Consider the following 18,627-nt stretch of genomic DNA (forward strand, 5'->3'; position numbering starts at 1 on the left):
AGAGGTGACAGGTATATGAGACGATTAATGAAACGAGTGGCAGCAGCAGTTCTGATGGCCGCCTGCCTGTTGAGCCTGTCGGCCTGCTCAGCAAAACAGGATGAAGCTGTGACATCTTCCCGGATTGCCACGGACGGAACTCCTGTTGATGATATGATGGCAGAGTATGCCAAGCTGACGGCAGTCCAGTCGCTGGGCGTCAGCACGGAAGGGCTGATTGCGCAGAAGGTCATGTCGGAAGCCCAGGGCAACGCGGTTATGGCAGCCATCTGTGAAGAGCAGATTAATGTAAGGAAGGAACTGGGAGATGTCAGAAGCATCGACATTGACAAGGCAAGCGTGGTACAGATGGCGGATGGTACCTATACCGTTATACTGCCTGTTACATTCACCGAGGGTTCCATGCAGTATGTCATGAATCTGAATATGATTTCCCAGCAGATTGTAGATGCGGAATTTACTGAACTTGCTTCAAATGAAGAAGAGAACAAGACCGTTGGGCAACTGTTGGAAACGGCAACCGTATATGCAGTAATCGGTATCGGCACCGTGTTCGCGGTCCTTATATTCATCAGCCTGCTCATTGCCTGCTTTAAGTTCATCCACAAGTGGGAGACAGGACAGAAAGCAAAGGCAGAGCCGGCACCGGCAGCACCCACGCCTGTTAAGGCGGCAGCCCCAGCGCCCGCGGCAGGCGAAGACCTGATGGGCGACGCCGAGCTGGTGGCAGTGATTTCGGCAGCCATCGCAGCATATGAGGGAACTTCTTCTAACGGACTGGTGGTTCGTTCCATCCGCCGTGTACAGAGGTCGAAAGGCAGATAAGAGGACGGGAAACGTTCCATAACTATTTTCATTCAGGAGGAATTGAAATCATGAAGAATTATACAATCACAGTTAATGGTAAAGCATATGCAGTAACCGTAGAAGAAGGCGCTGTATCCGGCATTGCGGCAGCCCCGGCAGCCCCAGTTGCAGCTCCGGCAGCCCCCGCGGCCCCCGCGGCAGCACCGGCTCCGGCCGCAGCACCGGCAGGCGCAGCAGGTTCTGTCAGCGTATCCGCACCCATGCCTGGCAAGGTAGTAGCTGTTAAGGCGGCGGCAGGACAGGCTGTGAAGAAGGGCGACGTAATCCTGGTTCTGGAGGCTATGAAGATGGAAAATGACATCGTGGCTCCTCAGGACGGAACCATTGCCAGCATTAATGCGTCCACCGGCGATTCCGTTGAATCCGGCACGGTATTAGCTACTCTGAACTAATTAAAGAGATGAGCCCATAGCAATGTGGGATTCATTATGGAGGGAACATTATGGATTTTGGCAATATAATTAACAACCTGCTGGACCAGATGGCCTTTTTCCATCTGGAAGCAGGCAACTATGTAATGATCGTAGTGGCCCTGGTGTTCTTATACCTTGCTATCAAAAAGGGATTTGAACCCCTGCTGCTGATTCCGATTGCATTCGGTATGCTGCTGGTCAATATTTATCCGGATATCATGTATTCTCCGGAACAGACGTCCAACGGAACAGGCGGGCTTCTGTGGTACTTCTTCCAGCTGGATGAGTGGAGCATTTTGCCCTCCCTTATCTTCCTGGGCGTTGGAGCCATGACGGACTTTGGCCCCCTTATCGCAAACCCAATCAGCTTCCTTATGGGCGCGGCCGCGCAGCTGGGTATCTACTCTGCTTATTTCTTCGCCATCCTGTTAGGATTCTCAGGCAAGGAGTCTGCGGCCATCTCCATTATCGGCGGTGCGGACGGCCCTACATCCCTGTTCCTGTGCAGTAAGCTGGGACAGACCCAGATCATGGGACCTATCGCGGTTGCGGCTTACTCCTACATGGCACTGGTTCCAATCATCCAGCCGCCATTTATGAAGCTTCTGACAACTGAGAAGGAGCGTAAGATTAAGATGGAACAGCTTCGTCCTGTATCCAAGCTGGAGAAGATTCTGTTCCCCATCATCGTAACCATCGTGGTATGCCTTATCCTGCCGTCCACGGCACCTCTTGTGGGAATGCTGATGTTAGGCAACCTGTTCCGTGAGAGCGGCGTTGTGAAGCAGCTGGCTGACACGGCAAGCAATGCCCTGATGTACATTGTGGTTATCCTGCTGGGTACTTCCGTAGGCGCCACCACCAGCGCGGAGGCATTCTTAAATGTAACTACCATCAAGATTGTTGCCCTGGGCCTGACCGCATTTATCTTCGGCACCGTCGGCGGTGTGCTTTTAGGCAAGCTCCTCTGCAATATTACAGGAGGAAAGATCAATCCGCTTATCGGTTCTGCCGGCGTGTCCGCAGTTCCTATGGCGGCCCGTGTGTCCCAGAAGGTGGGAGCAGAAGCAGACCCGACCAACTTCCTGCTGATGCACGCAATGGGACCAAACGTTGCAGGCGTTATCGGCACCGCTGTTGCGGCCGGTACCTTCATGGCAATATTTGGGGTATAATGGCATAATATATTGACAATGACAGCCGTTTCGCCCGGCCTGTGAAAGCACCTGCCGGGCGCGGGCGGCATGTATCGCACAAGCGCCTTAAAGACGGCGCCAAATGCTCATAACGAGGAGGATTATAACTATGGCAGAGATAGAAAAGAGGCCAGTGAAGATTGTGGAAACCGTCCTTCGTGACGCCCACCAGTCTTTGCTCGCAACCAGAATGTCCACAGAGCAGATGCTGCCCATTATCGATAAGATGGACAAGGTAGGCTACCATGCGGTTGAGTGCTGGGGCGGAGCTACCTTTGATTCCTGTCTCCGTTTCCTGAAGGAAGATCCATGGGAGAGACTGAGGAAACTGAGAGACGGATTTAAGAATACCAAGCTGCAGATGCTGTTCCGCGGACAGAACATCCTGGGATATAACCACTATGCAGACGATGTAGTGGAGTATTTTGTACAGAAGTCCATTTCCAACGGTATTGATATCATCCGTATCTTTGACTGTCTGAATGATATCCGCAACCTGGAGACAGCTGTGAAGGCTACCAACAAAGAAAAAGGACATGCTCAGATTGCGCTGTGCTATACTTTGGGCGATGCCTATACACTGGATTACTGGAAGGATATTGCCAGGAGAATTGAGGACATGGGCGCTGACTCCCTGTGTATCAAGGATATGGCAGGCCTGCTGACTCCATATGCGGCATCAGAGCTGGTACAGGCGCTGAAGGAAGGAACAAGCCTTCCTATCGACCTGCATACCCACTACACATCAGGTGTTGCTTCCATGACCTACTTAAAGGCAGTAGAGGCAGGATGCGAAATCATCGACTGCGCCATGTCACCTCTGGCTCTGGGAACCAGCCAGCCGGCCACTGAGGTTATGGTGGAGACCTTCCGCGGCACCCCCTATGACACTGGCTATGACCAGTCACTGCTGGCTGAGATTGCAGACCATTTCCAGCCCATACGTGAGCAGGCCCTTAAGAGCGGCCTTCTGAACCCGAAGGTTCTGGGCGTTAATATCAAGACCCTTCAGTATCAGGTGCCGGGCGGCATGCTTTCCAACCTGGTAAGCCAGTTAAAAGAGGCCGGACAGGAAGACAAGTACCGCGAAGTTCTGGAGGAGATTCCGAGAGTGCGCAAGGACTTCGGTGAGCCTCCGTTAGTTACCCCGTCATCCCAGATTGTGGGTACACAGGCTGTTATGAACGTTATTATGGGCGAGCGCTATAAGATGGTTCCAAAGGAATCCAAGAAAATCATGCTTGGCGAATTCGGCCAGACAGTTAAGCCCTTTAATCCGGAAGTGCAGAAAAAGATTATCGGCGACGAGACACCGATTACCTGCCGTCCCGCCGACCTGATTGCTCCGCAGCTTCCTCAGTTTGAGAAGGAATGCGCACAGTGGAAGCAGCAGGATGAGGATGTTCTCAGCTATGCGCTGTTCCCGGCAGTGGCCAAGGATTTCTTCGAGTACAGGGCTGCCCAGCAGACTAAGGTTGACAGCAGCGCGGCCGACAAGGACAGCAAGGCTTATCCTGTTTAATTGCGTGGAATAACCGCGGTTGGGATGTAAGAAGAAGTTATAAATGAAACAGAAGAAGGCAGTCTCCGCATCAGTTGCAGATGTGGAGGCTGCCTTTTTGGGTTCTGTCCGCCTTGCTCTTGATTATTGCCGGCCCCAATGCATAGCCCCGTTGGCATCCACCATTCCGCCGCATAATACCTTGCCGTTCAGACTGTCCGTCTTGCGGGCCGAGGCCAGGATTACGTTTTTGATATCCGGCAGGCTTAATTCCGGCCTGGAGGTATAGAGCATGGCTGCCACACCGGTGACCATGGGGGCGGCCATGGAGGTGCCGCTCATGAAGGCATAGCCATTGTCAGGAGTGATGCCCAGGATGAAGGTGCCGGGAGCAGCGATATCCACACTGGCGGCACCGTAATTGGAGCTCGCGTCCAGCGTGCCGTCAAACATCAGGTTGGCTACGGTTATCACGTTGTCAAAGGGAAGGGAGGCAGGGTAAATGGGGGAGGCGTCTATGTTGTAGCCGATTGCGTTGTCATCCCCGTTGCCCGCGGCTACAATAAAGAGCATCCCGGAGTCGCGGATCGCTGCCTTGAATTCTTCTGTACAGTTCCGGGATCCAAAGCTTAAATTACATATCTGGGCGCCGTTGGCCTCCGCATATTTAATGGCGGCAATTACATTTTCCGGGGAACCCTTCCCGTCCTCTCCTCCCAGGGCTTTTACAGGCATGATTTTTACATAATTGTTGTCTGCTATTCCCACGATACCGCCGTTATCCTTGGAGGCCGCAATGGTGCCTGCCGCATGGGTGCCGTGGACGTCCTCCGGGCCTTCGTATATCTGGTTGGTATTGCTGTAAAAGTTCCAGCCGTTTACATCGTCCACGAATCCGTTGCCGTCATTGTCAATGCCGTCTCCGGGAATCTCGTCCTCATTGACCCATATGGAGCCCTGTAAATCCGGATGGGAGATGTCCACGCCCGTGTCTATGACCGCCACGGTCAGAGGGCGCTTTGGCCCTATCTGGGAATAGGCCTGCCATGCCGGCTGGATATTGATGTCGATTCCGGGAACGGCATCAATGGTGCTGGTCAGGATATTGGCTGGCTCCAACGGGGGAAGAACTATGGCGTCTACCTTTCCTCTTTTGTTCCTGTGCACATAGGCAGGGTCCAGGGAATCGATATTCAGTTCCTGGACTATTTTTTGCGCCTGGCCGTCATTTTTAAGGGCCCACTGGTACGAGGCCTTGCCGTCCTTGACAGACAGGTTGTTGAGGCCAGGGCCTACCGCATAGGCAGAGAACGCGTTATCCGCCGCATTATAGGGGACGGCCCCGGACGCTGTGGCAAGTGCCAGGAAAAGCGCCGTGGCCGTAATCAGTTTTTTCATGACTATGCTCCTTTTTGATGTTTCATTATACCATTGTAATAGTATAACACATAAGATAGCATAAGACTTTGAAAATTTTATGAAAATCCTTCCGATTTTATTACAAATTATGGTGCCAGACCCGTATCTAACTTCCATATATCCCGGTTGTACTCCTCAATGGTACGGTCAGAGGAGAAGTAACCGGCCTTGCTGATGTTGATTAACATTTTCCTGGCCCAGGCCGTGCGGTTTTCGTAGTCGCTAAGAGCCTGTTCTCTGGTCCGGCAGTAATCCTTAAAGTCGGGGAAGGTCATGAACCAGTCCTTGTTCAGAAGCTCGTTGTACAGGCGCTCCAGGTGTTCTCTGGAACCAGCGGCCGCCATGGCGGGACTGATGATGAAATCAACGGCTTCCTTAAGGTCAGGGTCCGCCTCATAGTAGGAGCGGGAGCAGTAGCTGCCTTCTGCGTACCGCCGGATGACGGTTTCGCTGGATTCACCAAAGATATAGATGTTGTCGTCGCCTGCCAGCTCGTGGATTTCCACATTGGCTCCGTCGTCCGTACCCAGGGTCACGGCTCCGTTCAGCATGAATTTCATGTTGCTGGTGCCGCTGGCTTCCTTGGAGGCCAGGGATATCTGTTCTGAGATATCACAGGCAGGAATCAGCTTTTCAGCCAGGCTCACATTGTAATTATTTACCATGACCACATTCAGCCAGGGCCTTACATCCGGGTCGCTGTCAATAACCTGACGGAGGCACAGTATCATATGGATGATGTCCTTTGCAATAGTATATGCAGGCGCTGCCTTGGCTCCGAAGATGGCGGTGATGGGAGTGGTCGGCCTGCTGCCCCGTTTGATTTCCAGGTATTTGTGTATCAGGTACAGGGCGTTCATCTGCTGGCGCTTATATTCGTGAAGACGTTTTACCTGTATGTCAAAAATGGATTTGGGGTCAATGTCAATGTCCTGGGTTTCCTTAAGGTAGTCTGCCAGCTCCTGCTTCTTACTGTCCTTGATGGCTAAGAGGCGGTGCAGGATCTTCATGTTGGCTGTGAATGTACTGTCATCCAGCTTCTTAAGTTCAAATGCATCCTTCTTGAAGCCATCGCCTATGAGTGCTGATATATAATCAGCCAGCTGGGGATTGCAGTGAAGCAGCCACCGGCGGAAGGTGATGCCGTTTGTCTTATTGTTGAATTTCTCCGGATAAAGCCTGTAAAAGTTGTTCAGCTCATTCTTCTTCAGTATGTCTGTATGAAGGGCAGCCACGCCGTTGACACTGAAGCCATAGTGGATGTCAATATGGGCCATGTGCACCCGGTCGCCCTTGTCAATGATATATACGGACGGATCGTCAAATTTCCTCCTGACCTTGTCGTCCAGCACCTCCATAATGGGAATCAGCTGGGGAACCGCCTCCTTGAAGTAGTCCATGGGCCAGGTCTCCAGGGCTTCCGCCAGGATAGTGTGGTTGGTATAAGCGCAGGTCCGCGTAACCACCTGGATGGCGTCATCCATTTCCATGCCGTGCTCTGTGGTGAGAAGACGAATCAGCTCGGGAATGACCATGGTGGGATGGGTGTCGTTGATTTGGATGACCGCATAGTCTGGCAGGTCGTAAAGGGTGGAACCTTTTGCCGCTGCCTCGGACAGTATGAGACGGGCAGCGTTGCTGACCATGAAATACTGCTGGTAAATGCGCAGTATCTGGCCTGCCCTGTCGCTGTCATCCGGATAGAGGAACAGGGTAAGATTCTTGCTGATATCCGTCTTGTCAAAGGATATTCCATCCTCCACAAGGGATTCATCCACGGTCTCCACATCAAAGAGATGCAGTTTGTTGGTGCGGTTGCCATAGCCTGTGACTTTGATGTCATACATCCGTGAGGTGAGTGTAAAGTTCCGGTATGGAATCTGGTAGGTGACATTGGTTCTGTTCAGCCAGGAGGTGTTTTCCATCCATGGGTTGGGCTCCTCATTCTGGAGATTATCTTTAAATAACTGCTTGAACAGGCCAAAATGGTAGTTCAGCCCGATTCCGTCCCCGTTCAGCCCCAGGGTGGCTATGGAATCCAGGAAACAGGCCGCCAGCCTGCCCAGTCCGCCGTTGCCCAGGGAAGGCTCAGGCTCCAGCTCCTCCAGGACACAGAGGTCTTTGCCGTGGCTTGCCAGAATGGATTTCACCTGGCTGCAGATTCCAAGGTTTATCATATTATTGGATAGCAGCTTTCCTATAAGGAATTCGGCGGAAATATAGTACAATTTCTTTTTGCCCTGGGCGGATTCCCGGCCTTTGGACAGTTTATTTACCAGGCAGAGAAGGCCCGTGTACAGTTCTTTGTCAGTGCAGCTTGAAATATCTTTTTTGCAGGCATCTGTCAGCATTTGTTCCAATTGGTTTTGATTCATGATTTACATTCCTCCGTAAGGTGTGCCGGTAACGGCATGATTGTACGTTTGTCTGTATTATAATGGCATGCAAAAAGAAAATCTTGCATAATTATGTGATGATATAGTACAATACTATCAAAAATATGATAAAAGGTGGTCTGTAGATGCGGGACGGCATGCGTGATAAATATGGATACCATGAGATGAAAGAGCATGCGGGCAAGGATTTCCCCTTTAACATTTACCCCTGCTCCATTCCTGCTGATTTCAGCCAGGTTCCGGTTCACTGGCATGAGGATATGGAGATCATCGCTGTGAAAAAGGGGCGGGGTATGGTGACGGTGGATATGGAGCCCTATGAAGCCGGGGCGGGGGAGGCCGTGGTGGTGTTTCCGGGACAGCTTCATGGCATCAGCCAGTGCGGTTTTGAGGCAATGGAGTATGAAAATATCATTTTCCTTCCTTCCATGCTCATGACGGATGAATCCGATCTCTGCACCTATAATTTTTTACGGCCCATGACAGAGGGCGGCATAGGTAAGCCTCTTCATATTACGGAAGGTCTGCCGGATTACGGGGCTTTTATGGAATGTATCAGGAAAATGGACCAGCTGTGCGGAAAAAAGGGTTATGCCTACCAGATGGGGGTAAAGGGAACCCTGTTTTGGTTTCTGGGCCTGATTGCGGGGATTTGGGGACCGGAGGCTGCCGGACAGCCGCGAAAGTCCAGGGAGAGGATGAAACGGCTGCTGGAGTATATGGAGGAACACTACGGTGAGAAGATAACCGTGGAGGACGGGGCGGAACTGTGCTTTTACAGTAATTCCCATTTCATGAAGTATTTTAAACAGTATATGGGTGTGCCGTTCATACAGTATCTCAATGAATTCCGCCTGGAAAAGGCAGCGGGAATGCTGCTCACCACCCCGGATCCGGTGACGGCGGTGGCCCAGAGATGCGGGTTTGATAATATATCCTATTTTAACCGGCTGTTCCGGAGAAAGTACGGGAAGACGCCGGGGGAATACCGCAAGAATGGGGGGAATTACTTGTAGGGGCTGTGAAAGTGTGATAAAATGAATCGGTATTTTCCGGGGCCTGTCAGATTGCGGAATTGCGGCAGTGTTATTGCGCGGCAGCATGAGCGTGCGGCAGTGAAATGATTGGGTGAACCGGACAAAAAGGAGATTATCACTATGCGGGAATGCGGTATGCTGCTTCCGGTTGCCAGCCTGCCTTCGCGGTATGGCATCGGGGCATTTTCTAAGGAAGCATATGATTTTATTGATACACTAAAGGCAGCGGGCCAGAGCTGCTGGCAGATTCTGCCTTTGGGTCCCACCGGGTTTGGAGATTCGCCATACCAGTCTTTTTCGGCTTTTGCGGGAAACCCTTATTTTATTGACCTGGAAAAGCTGACAGAGGAGGGACTTCTCACAAGGGAGGAGTGTCTGGACACGGATTTTGGAAGTGATGAGAGGGATATTGATTATAAGAAAATATACGACGGCAGATTTCCGCTTTTGAGGAAGGCCTATGAGCGCTGGAAGGAGGGCCGGACCCCGGAGCTGGTCCATGAACTGGCAGGCCGGAAACTGGGGGATGAGACCAGGGAGTATTGTTTCTATATGGCGGTAAAGAGCCATTTTGATTCATGCAGCTGGAATCTGTGGGATGAAGGAATCCGTCTGAGAAAACCGGAGGCGCTGGAGGCATACAGGGCCATGCTGACGGATGAGATTGGGTTTTATGAATTCCAGCAGATTAAATTTGAGGAACAGTGGAAGGCCCTTAAGGGGTATGCCCATGAGCAGGGTATCCGGATTATAGGGGATATTCCCATTTATGTGGCATTTGACAGCGCCGACAGCTGGTCTCGGCCTGAATTGTTCCAGTTTGATGAGAATAATATGCCGGGGGCCGTGGCTGGCTGTCCGCCTGACGGATTTTCAGCCACAGGCCAGCTGTGGGGAAACCCTCTGTATAACTGGGAATACCACAGGAAAACAGGATTTGCCTGGTGGATGCGGAGAATGGAGTACTGTTTTTGCATGTATGATTTGGTGCGGGTGGACCACTTCCGGGGATTTGATGAGTATTACGCCATACCCTACGGCGACCCCACGGCTGAGTTCGGCCATTGGGAAAGGGGGCCGGGAATCGAAATTTTCCGGCAGATGCAGGCATATTTCGGCGGGGACAGGCTGCCTATCATTGCAGAGGATTTGGGGTTCCTTACGCCTACTGTGAGACAGCTTTTGAAGGATACGGGATTTCCCGGAATGAAGGTGCTGGAGTTTGCCTTTGACGCCGGTGAGGACAGTGACTATCTGCCCCACAAATACGGGACCAACTGCGTGGTGTACACAGGCACTCATGACAATGATACCGCGGAGGGCTGGTACGCGTCACTGGATGAACATGGCAGGAAGTTTGTCAGGGAGTACATAGGAGCCGGGTACACACCGGAGGGAGAGCTCCACTGGGATTTAGTCCGGGCAGCGCTGGGAAGCGTGGCTGACCTGGCGGTGATACCGGTACAGGATTATCTGGGATTAGGCACGTCTGCCAGAATCAACGAGCCGTCTACCCTGGGGAAGAACTGGCGGTGGAGGATGAGCGGGGAAGATTTGAATGAGGAAACCGTGAAACGGTGCAGGCGGCTGGCCGGGATATATGGGCGGCTGAGGGCGTAGCGAAGGACCGGAATTTTCAAGCCAGGCTCTAGAGTCTGCCTGCCGGTATAAAAGGTTCCGGCTGTTGCGGGTGAGGCCCCAGCATTTTTTCCATCCACACCATATCCCACCACTGGCCCAGTTTATAGCCGCATTTGGTGAAATGGCCCACGATGCGGTAGCCGTGTTTTTCGTGGAAGGCAATGCTGCCCGGATTGGGGTAGGCAATGCAGGCATTGACGTTGATAACATTCTGCCGTTTCAGATAGTTTTCCAATGCCTCATAGAGAATGGAGCCCGCGCCGGTGCGCCGCGCGTCTTCGGACACATAGACGGAGGTCTCCACAGCCCAGTCATAGGCAGCCCGTTCCTTAAATTCAGATGCATAGGCATATCCCAGGATGCGTCCGTCCCGGTCGGCAGCCAGATAAGGGTACCGTTTCAGGGTGGAGGCGATGCGGTTTTTAAATTCCCGGACAGTGGGCACCTTATATTCAAAGGTGATGGCTGTTTTTTCCACATAGGGTGCGTATATGGCCAGAAGGGCTTCGGCGTCTGCTTCCTCCGCCATACGGATTGTGATGGCTGTTTCTGACATATCGGTGACTCCTTTCTAAACGGATATTTCAGAGTATTCGCAACATACATTTTAGCACTGATTTCACATTTTTTCCACCGGCTGTTCATGAAATTTTCACCGTCCTTCTGGTAAAATGGCAGCAAAAGGAGGTAGGATATGAAGAAACCGGAGAAAATGCTGACAGGATGGGGACTTTGCCTGCTGTTAAACGCTGCCGCGGCAGGGACAGCCCTGGCCGCAGGGTGGACAAGTGAGTTCGGAACATGGAAATATGTGAATTCCAACGGCAGTTATGCTGCAAATGAGTGGAAAACTTCCAAGGAGGAATCATATTATCTGGGAGACGAGGACGACGGGGCCATGAAGACGGGCTGGCGGTGCCTGGCCTTTGACGAGGACGAGGTGCCGGAGGAGGGGGATATATCTCCGGCCTATTCTTCAGCAGGGGAAGATGTGAAATGGTTTTATTTCCAGACCAATGGAAAGGCTAAGAAGGCCGGCGACGGTGATTATGCAACCATGACCGTGGACGACGAGGGGTTCATGGCTAAAAGCCAGTGGATGCAGCTGTCAGAGCATCCAGGGGACAGTGATGACAAGGATGAGATAACCGGGTCTGATTCAGACGACGCCCCTCAGGAAGGTGAGAGCTATTGGTATTATTTTGAGAGTGACGGCACACCGGCCTATCTTAAGACACCGGCTTCCAGCATGAGCGCCGCCACCACGAAGGTCAGCGGAGAGACCCTTCCAAGCTTTTCATGCAATTACGAGTATGAGCTGTAAACTGTGAGATTATTTGCCTGGATAGATAAAATTAAGTAATTCTTACACAATTTTTCCCCTTTCTCATCCTGTTATTTCCTTTCATTTTCTGATAAAATGATACTATAAGGAGGTGGAGGATATGACCAGACAAAGGATATTGACAGGATGGGCCATAGGACTGCTGATGGGGGTGATGACTGCCGGCACTGCTTTTGGTGCGGAGTCCGGATGGAAGACAGAAGACGGAGTCCTTAAGTTCGTGGACAGCAAGGGAAACTATGTGACCAATGAATGGAGGATACGGGACGGAAAATCATACTTCCTGGGCAGCGACGGGGAGATTGAGAAGAGCACCTGGATAGAGAATACATACTATGTGGATGACAAGGGAGTCATGGTGAAGAATTCCTGGGTCCACACAGACGGCAAGGACGGCCTGAAGGAAGAAGGCTGGTATTTCCTGGGCAAGAACGGCAAGACAGAGGAAGGCTGGAAAAATGTAGGAGACGGCCGATACAACTTTGACAGCGACGGTAAGATGCGCACAGGCTGGTTCTACGAGGGCGATAATATCTACTACCTGGGCGGCAAGGACGACGGGGCCATGAAACGGGGCTGGGTATGCCTGGAATTTGACGAGGATAATCTTCCTGAGATTGGGGACATCTCCAGGGAATATAAGAAGGCAGATGAGAATTCCCGGTGGTTTTTCTTCCAGAATAACGGCAAGGCCAAGCGCTCTCTATCCGGTAATTATGACCAGGAGACCATTCACGGAGAAAAATATTATTTTGACCAGAACGGAGCCATGCTGACGGGCTGGCATGCGGTGAAGGAGAAAGTGGACAGCGACGATGCCACAGGCATCAGCCGTTTCGTGTATTTGGGCGGTAAGGACGACGGAGCCATTGCAAAGGGACAGTGGAAGCAGCTCTCTGAACATCCTGGTGATTCCGACGACGGGGCAGCCATCTCCAAGAAGGGGGACGAGGAGCTTCCAAAGGAAGGGGATAAGGAGTGGTATTACTTTGAGAACAACGGCACTCCCGCATACCTTAAGACAGGCATCTCCACCATGAATGCAGCCACGGTCCGGGTGGACGGCGAGAATTATTTTGTGAACCAGTATGGATGCAGAAAGAACGGTCTGGTTAAGATTGTATCCGGCGGACGTGTGATGGTGGGGTATTTCGGAGAGAAGGGGTCTGACGGCAGGATGCTCACCGGCAGGAATACAGGCATTGTTGACGACGACGGCAAGCGCTGCACCTTCTATTTCAACACTTCCGGCTCTAACAAGGGAGCTGGCTTCAGCGGAGAAAAGGATGGATTCCTGTACTACAACGGGCTGCTGGTGACAGCGGACGGGGACTCCCGGTACGAGGTCTATAAGGTGGATGGCAAATATTATCTGGTCAACGGATCAGGTAAGGTACAGACCAATGAGAAGGCCTATAAGAGCGATGGGGATTATGTCTATTTGGTTGAGGACAGGGAAGTTTACTATACGGATGACAGTGGGAAGAAGACGAAGAAGGCAGACAGCGGCGCCACGCTTCCGGATTTTACATGTGATCAGGTATATGAGCTTTGATGCTGCATAAGCTTTTAAAAGGGACAGCTCCCGCCATGCTGGCGGAAGGGCCGTCCCTTTTAGGTGCGCCCGGCGGGCGCACGTTCTAACGGGTGAAAGTCCCTGACCCGCCCGGCAGTGGGAAGGGTGCAGCCAATGGCAAGGGCGTCATCGTGAGGTGGGGTCTGAAGGAAGCCGGAGGCAAACCACTGGCCTGTAAAAGTTGTCCGGATAGGCTGTGAAGCGTGGATGAGGTTGCCTAACAAACTAAAGTCCAATAACTGCACGGAACGCCAGCAGTAAACGGGGCAGGTATAAGTGGGAAAGAACGTGTGAGTACCCGGGGAGGTCTCACGGACGTGAAAGTGGCGATAAAACATTCGCTGTCACGGAGTAAAGCTTGCCGTGAGAAGTCAGCAGAGGTCATAGTACCGGGCGGTCGCAAACGCACCGGGAAGGACTGAACAGTAGGAGGTGTCGTTACCAAATGGAAACCGGACATGGAATTAAGTACAGACAACTTCATATTGAGGACTACCTGCGAGAGATACCTGCGGAACAGGGAAGGGAAACAGGAGAGTACGCCCATGAAAGGATTACCGGGAACCCCGACACCAACACGGACTTTCGGACGGACAACCTGCTAGATACGATTCTTAGAAGCGACAATCTAAATGCCGCCTATAAGAAGGTCAAAACGAACAAAGGCGTTGGTGGGATTGACGGAATGCAGGTGGATGAACTTCTACCCTACCTGAGAGAACACCAGTCCGAATTGGTCGAGCAGGTGAGGGAAGGCAAATACAAGCCAAACCCAGTCCGAAGGGTAGAAATACCCAAAGAGGAGAAAGGAAAAACAAGGAAACTGGGGATACCCACAGTGGTAGACAGGGTAATCCAACAGGCAATCGCACAGGAACTGACGCCCTTATATGAAGAACAGTTCTCTGACAACAGCATCGGATTCCGTCCCGGCAGAGGGGCGCATGACGCACTGGAAAGATGTAGGAAATATATCAACGAAGGATATGTCTACGTGGTCAGCATGGATTTACAATCCTACTTTGACACGGTGAACCACAGCAAGCTGATAGAGGTGCTGTCGAGGACGGTGAAGGACGGGAGGGTAATCTCGCTGATACACAAGTACCTGAAAGCCGGAGTAATGGAGGACGGAGGATTTCACGCAACGACCGAGGGCGTGCCGCAGGGAGGCCCGCTAAGTCCCTTATGTGGAAATGTCATGCTGAATGAGTTGGACAAGGAACTGGAGCGCAGGGGACACAAGTATGTGAGGTATGCGGATGACTGCCTGATTCTGTGCAAAAGCAGGAAAAGCGCAGAGAGGACAATGGAAAACATTGTGCCATTCATCACAGGAAAAGTGTTTCTGAAAGTCAATCTTCAGAAAACGACAGTGAGCCACGTCAGCAAGATAAAATACCTGGGCTACGGCTTTTACCGGCATAAAGGGAAATGCCGCATGAGGATACACCCGAAGTCGGTGGCAAAAATGAAGAACCGGATACGGGAGCTGACAACCAGAGGGAACAAATGGAGCAATCAGGAGAGGGAAGAAAAACGCCGAAGCTATGCAAGGGGATGGATTAACTATTATCGATATGCAGACATGAAAAGCCTGATGGAACAGACGGATGAGTGGCTGCGCCACAGAATCCGAGCGGTGTACTGGAAACAATGGAAGAAGGTACGCACAAGATATAAAATGTTGCGGGCGTTACATTTACCAGAGTGGAAGGTGCATGAGATGGCGAACTGCCGAAAGGGAGTGTGGAGAGCGGCGGGAATGCTCAACTCGGCACTCACCAAAAGAATCATAGTGGACAGACTTGGTTATCCCGATATGACTGCCCACTATCTGAAAGTCCGAGTAAACTATTGAACCGCGTAGTACCGAACGGTACGCTACGTGGTGTGGAAGGGGAGGTTAAAATCTCCCCTATCCGATGTTGTTGTTGAAAAAAGAAATACGGTCTGATATACTGAAATGGCGGGACGTATCTTGTATACAGTATAAAGATAGAGCCGGAGTTTTAAACCCGAAAAAGCCTTATAAAATGAGGAGACCCCGATTGTATAACAACCGGGGTAATTATGAAAAATCTATGTGCAATTTTACTATTTATCATTTGTGTAAGCAATTTGTTCTTATGAAAATAGTATAAAAAATAAATGTGAACGAAGTGTGAATTTGTTGTAAACAGATTATGAAACATTATATATTACCATAGATGCAGAATCGAAGGAGAGAAAATGGAGCAGGAATTAAAAAGAAAGACAACGGTCATCGGCCACAGGAATCCTGATACGGATTCCATCTGTTCGGCTATCTGTTATGCCAACCTAAAACGGGCCATTACAGGGGATGCGTATATTCCGGCCAGGGCAGGCCATGTGAATGGGGAGACCAGGTTTGTCCTGGACTACTTCGGCATGGAGGAGCCTAAGCTGGTGGAGGATGTGAGGACCCAGGTAAAGGACATTGAAATCCGCAAGACCAGGGGAGTTGCGGATAACATTTCCTTAAAAAGGGCATGGAACATCATGCAGGAAAACAATGTGGTGACCATTCCTTCCGTCAGGCCCGACGGTACCCTGGAAGGGCTTATCACGGTGGGCGATATTACAAAGACCTATATGAATATTTATGACAGCAGCATTCTGTCCAAGGCCCATACCCAGTATTCCAATATCATTGAAACACTGGAAGCCGATATTGTGGTGGGAAATGCGGACGCCTATTTTGACAAGGGAAAGGTGCTGATTGCAGCCGCCAATCCGGACCTGATGGAATTTTACATTGAACCCCACGACCTGGTCATACTGGGCAACCGTTATGAGTCCCAGCTCTGTGCCATTGAGATGGGAGCTGACTGCATCATTGTGTGTGAGGGCGCAGGCGTGTCCATGACCATCAAGAAGATTGCCCAGGACAGGGGATGCACGGTCATTGCCACCACCTACGACACATATACGGCGGCCCGTCTCATTAACCAGAGCATGCCCATCAGCTATTTCATGACCAGGGAGCATCTGATTACCTTTAACAGCGATGATTATACGGATGAAATCCGGGAGGTCATGGCCAGCAAGAGGCACCGGGATTTCCCTATACTGGACAAGGAGGGAAGGTATCTGGGAATGATTTCACGCCGGAATCTGTTGGGCGCCAGGGGCAAGCAGGTAATTCTGGTGGACCACAACGAGAAGAGCCAGGCCGTGGCAGGTATCGAGAGCGCTGAAATCATGGAAATCATCGACCATCACAGGTTGGGAACGGTCCAGACCATGGCTCCTGTGTTCTTCCGCAACCAGCCCCTGGGCTGTACGGCCACCATTATTTACCAGATGTACCTGGAAAATAAGGTGGAGATTGAGCCGAAGATTGCCGGGCTGCTGTGCAGCGCCATTGTGTCGGATACCCTGTTGTTCCGGTCCCCCACCTGCACACCGGTGGATGAGATGGCTGCCAGGTCCCTGGCAGCCATAGCCGGCCTGGATATAGAGAAGTACGCCATGGAAATGTTCGGGGCGGGAAGTAATTTAAAGGATAAGTCCGACGAGGAGATTTTCTACCAGGATTTTAAGAAGTTTTCTGTAGGCAAGGCGCTGATTGGCGTGGGACAGATTACGTCGTTAAATGATATAGAGCTGGATACCCTGAAGGAGAAGATGCTGGGATATATGGAAAAGGCCAAGGAGAGCAACAGCCTGGATATGGTATTTTTCATGCTGACCAACATACTGAAGGAATCCACGGACCTGATTTGTTATGGACAGGGCGCGGTGCAGCTGGCAGCCAAGGCGTTTCACCTGGATATGGAGGAAGCCGCGGAAAAGCCGGAACCGGTGCTGAGCCTGCCGGGAGTGGTATCCCGTAAAAAACAGCTGATTCCGGAGCTGATGCTGGCGGAGCAGGATTAGAACAGAGGCCCGGTATGGGCAGGAGGATTAAGATATGTCAAAGGAATACTGGAAACCAGGCAACATGCTCTATCCGGTGCCGGCTGTTATGGTCAGCTGCGGCAGGGAGGGAGAGACACCCGACATCATTACAGTGGCCTGGGCAGGCACCATTTGCTCGGATCCCGCCATGGTGTCCATATCCGTGCGCAAGGAGCGTTTCTCCCACAGCATCATCAGGGACACAGGAGAATTTGTCATTAATCTGGTGAATAAGCGGCTGGTCCGGGCCACGGATTACTGCGGCGTCAAATCCGGCAGGGACGTGGATAAGTTTAAGGAGACAAGGCTGACCCCGCAGGCATCCAGGTATGTGAAGGCGCCGGGGGTTGAGGAAAGCCCGGTGAACATTGAGTGCAAGGTGGTGGAAGTGAAGGAGCTGGGAAGCCATGATATGTTCATTGCCAAGGTGATGGGAGTGACCATTGACAACCGGTATATGGACGGCAGGGGAAAGTTTAACCTCAATATGTCCGGACTTGTGAGCTATTCCCACGGAGAGTATTTTGAGCTGGGAAAGAAGCTGGGAAGCTTTGGGTATTCGGTGAAGAAACCGGTTAAAAGGCAGAATGATAAGAACAGGACTTCAAGGAGGAAAAAAGCGTGAAACCGAACATTACCATGATAGGCATGCCGTCGTCGGGCAAGAGCACCATTGGGGTACTGCTGGCCAAGAGGCTGGGATTTTCCTTTGTGGACGTGGATATCGTGATACAGGAAAAGGAGGGCAGGCTTCTAAAGGAAATTATTGCACAGGAGGGCATGGACGGATTCCTTAAAGTGGAGGAGAGAATCAATGCCGAACTGGATGTGGCTCTTTCTGTCATTGCTCCCGGCGGAAGCGTCATATATGGTGAGAAGGCCATGGAGCACCTGAAGGAAATCAGCGAAGTGGTCTATCTGAAGATGAGCTATGAAGAGATGGAAAAGCGCATTGGCAATGTGGTGGACAGGGGCGTGGCCCTAAAACCGGGATTTACCCTTCGGGACCTTTACAATGAGCGTGTGCCTTATTATGAGAAATACGCGGACATCACCATTGATGAGGAGGGAAAGACTCCGGGAGACACGGTGGATGCGCTGAGGGACATCATTGAGGGAATGATGGACCGCAATATGATTGAGCGCATAGTGGAGGAACAGAAGAAGATTCTGGAGGAAAAGGACCGCAAGATAGAAGCTTACGAAGCTGAGATTGCAGCCCTTAAGGAGGAGCTTGCGCTTCTCAGGATGGCTGAAACCGTATAGCGGCTGGCAGCTGTATTGAAAAAAGGTTCTTTCTGCTCTTTGGGTT

At 51.5% G+C, this 18,627-nt stretch carries 16 protein-coding genes; 12 read left to right on the forward strand and 4 right to left on the reverse strand.

Annotated elements, in window-relative coordinates; all coding sequences use genetic code 11:
* Nucleotides 1–15: 15 nt before the first annotated feature.
* From LA360_RS21895 to LA360_RS21910, 4 genes are all read left to right on the forward strand, one after another.
* Complete coding sequence (locus LA360_RS21895) at nt 16–825, forward strand: OadG family transporter subunit (RefSeq protein ID WP_057571938.1); 810 nt, start codon at nt 16–18, stop codon at nt 823–825.
* 50 nt (nt 826–875) lie between these two features.
* Nucleotides 876–1,259, forward strand: coding sequence for a biotin/lipoyl-containing protein (locus LA360_RS21900; protein WP_002585886.1), 384 nt, complete (start codon nt 876–878; stop codon nt 1,257–1,259).
* Nucleotides 1,260–1,309: 50 nt separating this feature from the next.
* Nucleotides 1,310–2,455, forward strand: a complete 1,146-nt coding sequence (locus LA360_RS21905; RefSeq protein ID WP_112481561.1) for a sodium ion-translocating decarboxylase subunit beta — start codon at nt 1,310–1,312, stop codon at nt 2,453–2,455.
* 130 nt (nt 2,456–2,585) lie between these two features.
* Nucleotides 2,586–3,998 (forward strand): oxaloacetate decarboxylase subunit alpha, encoded by a 1,413-nt coding sequence (locus LA360_RS21910; RefSeq protein ID WP_022203019.1) that lies wholly within the window; start codon nt 2,586–2,588, stop codon nt 3,996–3,998.
* Nucleotides 3,999–4,121: 123 nt separating this feature from the next.
* On the opposite strand, the gene LA360_RS21915 is transcribed toward LA360_RS21910, so the two are convergent.
* Both LA360_RS21915 and LA360_RS21920 read right to left on the reverse strand, forming a co-directional pair.
* On the reverse strand, nt 4,122–5,375 hold the full coding sequence (locus LA360_RS21915; protein WP_022202488.1) for a S8 family peptidase: 1,254 nt from the start codon (nt 5,373–5,375) through the stop codon (nt 4,122–4,124).
* A 107-nt stretch (nt 5,376–5,482) separates the two neighbouring features.
* A complete protein-coding gene (locus LA360_RS21920; protein ID WP_022202487.1) occupies nt 5,483–7,771 on the reverse strand; it encodes a glycogen/starch/alpha-glucan phosphorylase in 2,289 nt (762 codons plus the stop codon).
* 146 nt (nt 7,772–7,917) lie between these two features.
* Between LA360_RS21920 and LA360_RS21925 the strand changes: the two genes are divergently transcribed.
* Entirely contained in the window at nt 7,918–8,808 is an 891-nt protein-coding gene (locus LA360_RS21925; protein ID WP_112481562.1) for an AraC family transcriptional regulator, read from the forward strand.
* Between the two features lie 141 nt (nt 8,809–8,949).
* Nucleotides 8,950–10,449 carry a 4-alpha-glucanotransferase gene (malQ, locus tag LA360_RS21930; protein ID WP_112481563.1) on the forward strand — a complete coding sequence of 500 codons (1,500 nt, stop codon included), beginning with the start codon at nt 8,950–8,952 and terminating at the stop codon, nt 10,447–10,449.
* Between the two features lie 28 nt (nt 10,450–10,477).
* On the opposite strand, the gene LA360_RS21935 is transcribed toward malQ, so the two are convergent.
* Nucleotides 10,478–11,026 (reverse strand): GNAT family N-acetyltransferase, encoded by a 549-nt coding sequence (locus LA360_RS21935; RefSeq protein WP_022202484.1) that lies wholly within the window; start codon nt 11,024–11,026, stop codon nt 10,478–10,480.
* A 138-nt stretch (nt 11,027–11,164) separates the two neighbouring features.
* Here LA360_RS21935 and LA360_RS21940 point away from each other — a divergent pair, with 138 nt between their 5' ends.
* Both LA360_RS21940 and LA360_RS21945 read left to right on the forward strand, forming a co-directional pair.
* A complete protein-coding gene (locus tag LA360_RS21940) occupies nt 11,165–11,794 on the forward strand; it encodes a hypothetical protein (RefSeq protein WP_057571941.1) in 630 nt (209 codons plus the stop codon).
* 121 nt (nt 11,795–11,915) lie between these two features.
* Nucleotides 11,916–13,370 (forward strand): N-acetylmuramoyl-L-alanine amidase family protein, encoded by a 1,455-nt coding sequence (locus LA360_RS21945; RefSeq protein ID WP_057571942.1) that lies wholly within the window; start codon nt 11,916–11,918, stop codon nt 13,368–13,370.
* A gap of 59 nt (nt 13,371–13,429) precedes the next feature.
* On the opposite strand, the gene LA360_RS21950 is transcribed toward LA360_RS21945, so the two are convergent.
* On the reverse strand, nt 13,430–13,615 hold the full coding sequence (locus LA360_RS21950; RefSeq protein ID WP_146774919.1) for a hypothetical protein: 186 nt from the start codon (nt 13,613–13,615) through the stop codon (nt 13,430–13,432).
* A gap of 221 nt (nt 13,616–13,836) precedes the next feature.
* Between LA360_RS21950 and ltrA the strand changes: the two genes are divergently transcribed.
* The 4 genes from ltrA (at nt 13,837) to LA360_RS21970 (ending at nt 18,581) form a co-directional block, all read left to right on the forward strand.
* Nucleotides 13,837–15,252 carry a group II intron reverse transcriptase/maturase gene (gene ltrA, locus LA360_RS21955; protein ID WP_166433694.1) on the forward strand — a complete coding sequence of 472 codons (1,416 nt, stop codon included), beginning with the start codon at nt 13,837–13,839 and terminating at the stop codon, nt 15,250–15,252.
* 371 nt (nt 15,253–15,623) lie between these two features.
* Nucleotides 15,624–17,294, forward strand: coding sequence for a putative manganese-dependent inorganic diphosphatase (locus tag LA360_RS21960; RefSeq protein ID WP_057571943.1), 1,671 nt, complete (start codon nt 15,624–15,626; stop codon nt 17,292–17,294).
* 34 nt (nt 17,295–17,328) lie between these two features.
* Complete coding sequence (locus LA360_RS21965; protein WP_022202479.1) at nt 17,329–17,940, forward strand: flavin reductase family protein; 612 nt, start codon at nt 17,329–17,331, stop codon at nt 17,938–17,940.
* Nucleotides 17,937–18,581, forward strand: coding sequence for a shikimate kinase (locus tag LA360_RS21970; protein ID WP_022202478.1), 645 nt, complete (start codon nt 17,937–17,939; stop codon nt 18,579–18,581). The genes LA360_RS21965 and LA360_RS21970 overlap by 4 nt, the downstream gene beginning before the upstream one ends.
* Nucleotides 18,582–18,627 lie beyond the last annotated feature (46 nt).

The sequence above is a fragment of the Enterocloster clostridioformis genome (genome assembly GCF_020297485.1).
Taxonomy (GTDB): Bacteria; Bacillota; Clostridia; order Lachnospirales; family Lachnospiraceae; genus Enterocloster; species Enterocloster clostridioformis.

Bases quoted from the DNA above. Each gene is read 5' to 3' on its own strand.
- LA360_RS21965 (WP_022202479.1), top strand. From the start codon at position 17,329: ATGTCAAAGGAATACTGGAAACCAGGCAACATGCTCTATCCGGTGCCG.
- LA360_RS21945 (WP_057571942.1), top strand. From the start codon at position 11,916: ATGACCAGACAAAGGATATTGACAGGATGGGCCATAGGACTGCTGATG.
- LA360_RS21925 (WP_112481562.1), top strand. From the start codon at position 7,918: ATGCGGGACGGCATGCGTGATAAATATGGATACCATGAGATGAAAGAG.
- LA360_RS21910 (WP_022203019.1), top strand. From the start codon at position 2,586: ATGGCAGAGATAGAAAAGAGGCCAGTGAAGATTGTGGAAACCGTCCTT.
- LA360_RS21940 (WP_057571941.1), top strand. From the start codon at position 11,165: ATGAAGAAACCGGAGAAAATGCTGACAGGATGGGGACTTTGCCTGCTG.
- LA360_RS21915 (WP_022202488.1), bottom strand. From the start codon at position 5,375: ATGAAAAAACTGATTACGGCCACGGCGCTTTTCCTGGCACTTGCCACA.
- LA360_RS21960 (WP_057571943.1), top strand. From the start codon at position 15,624: ATGGAGCAGGAATTAAAAAGAAAGACAACGGTCATCGGCCACAGGAAT.
- malQ (WP_112481563.1), top strand. From the start codon at position 8,950: ATGCGGGAATGCGGTATGCTGCTTCCGGTTGCCAGCCTGCCTTCGCGG.
- LA360_RS21895 (WP_057571938.1), top strand. From the start codon at position 16: ATGAGACGATTAATGAAACGAGTGGCAGCAGCAGTTCTGATGGCCGCC.
- LA360_RS21935 (WP_022202484.1), bottom strand. From the start codon at position 11,026: ATGTCAGAAACAGCCATCACAATCCGTATGGCGGAGGAAGCAGACGCC.
- LA360_RS21905 (WP_112481561.1), top strand. From the start codon at position 1,310: ATGGATTTTGGCAATATAATTAACAACCTGCTGGACCAGATGGCCTTT.
- LA360_RS21900 (WP_002585886.1), top strand. From the start codon at position 876: ATGAAGAATTATACAATCACAGTTAATGGTAAAGCATATGCAGTAACC.
- LA360_RS21920 (WP_022202487.1), bottom strand. From the start codon at position 7,771: ATGAATCAAAACCAATTGGAACAAATGCTGACAGATGCCTGCAAAAAA.
- ltrA (WP_166433694.1), top strand. From the start codon at position 13,837: ATGGAAACCGGACATGGAATTAAGTACAGACAACTTCATATTGAGGAC.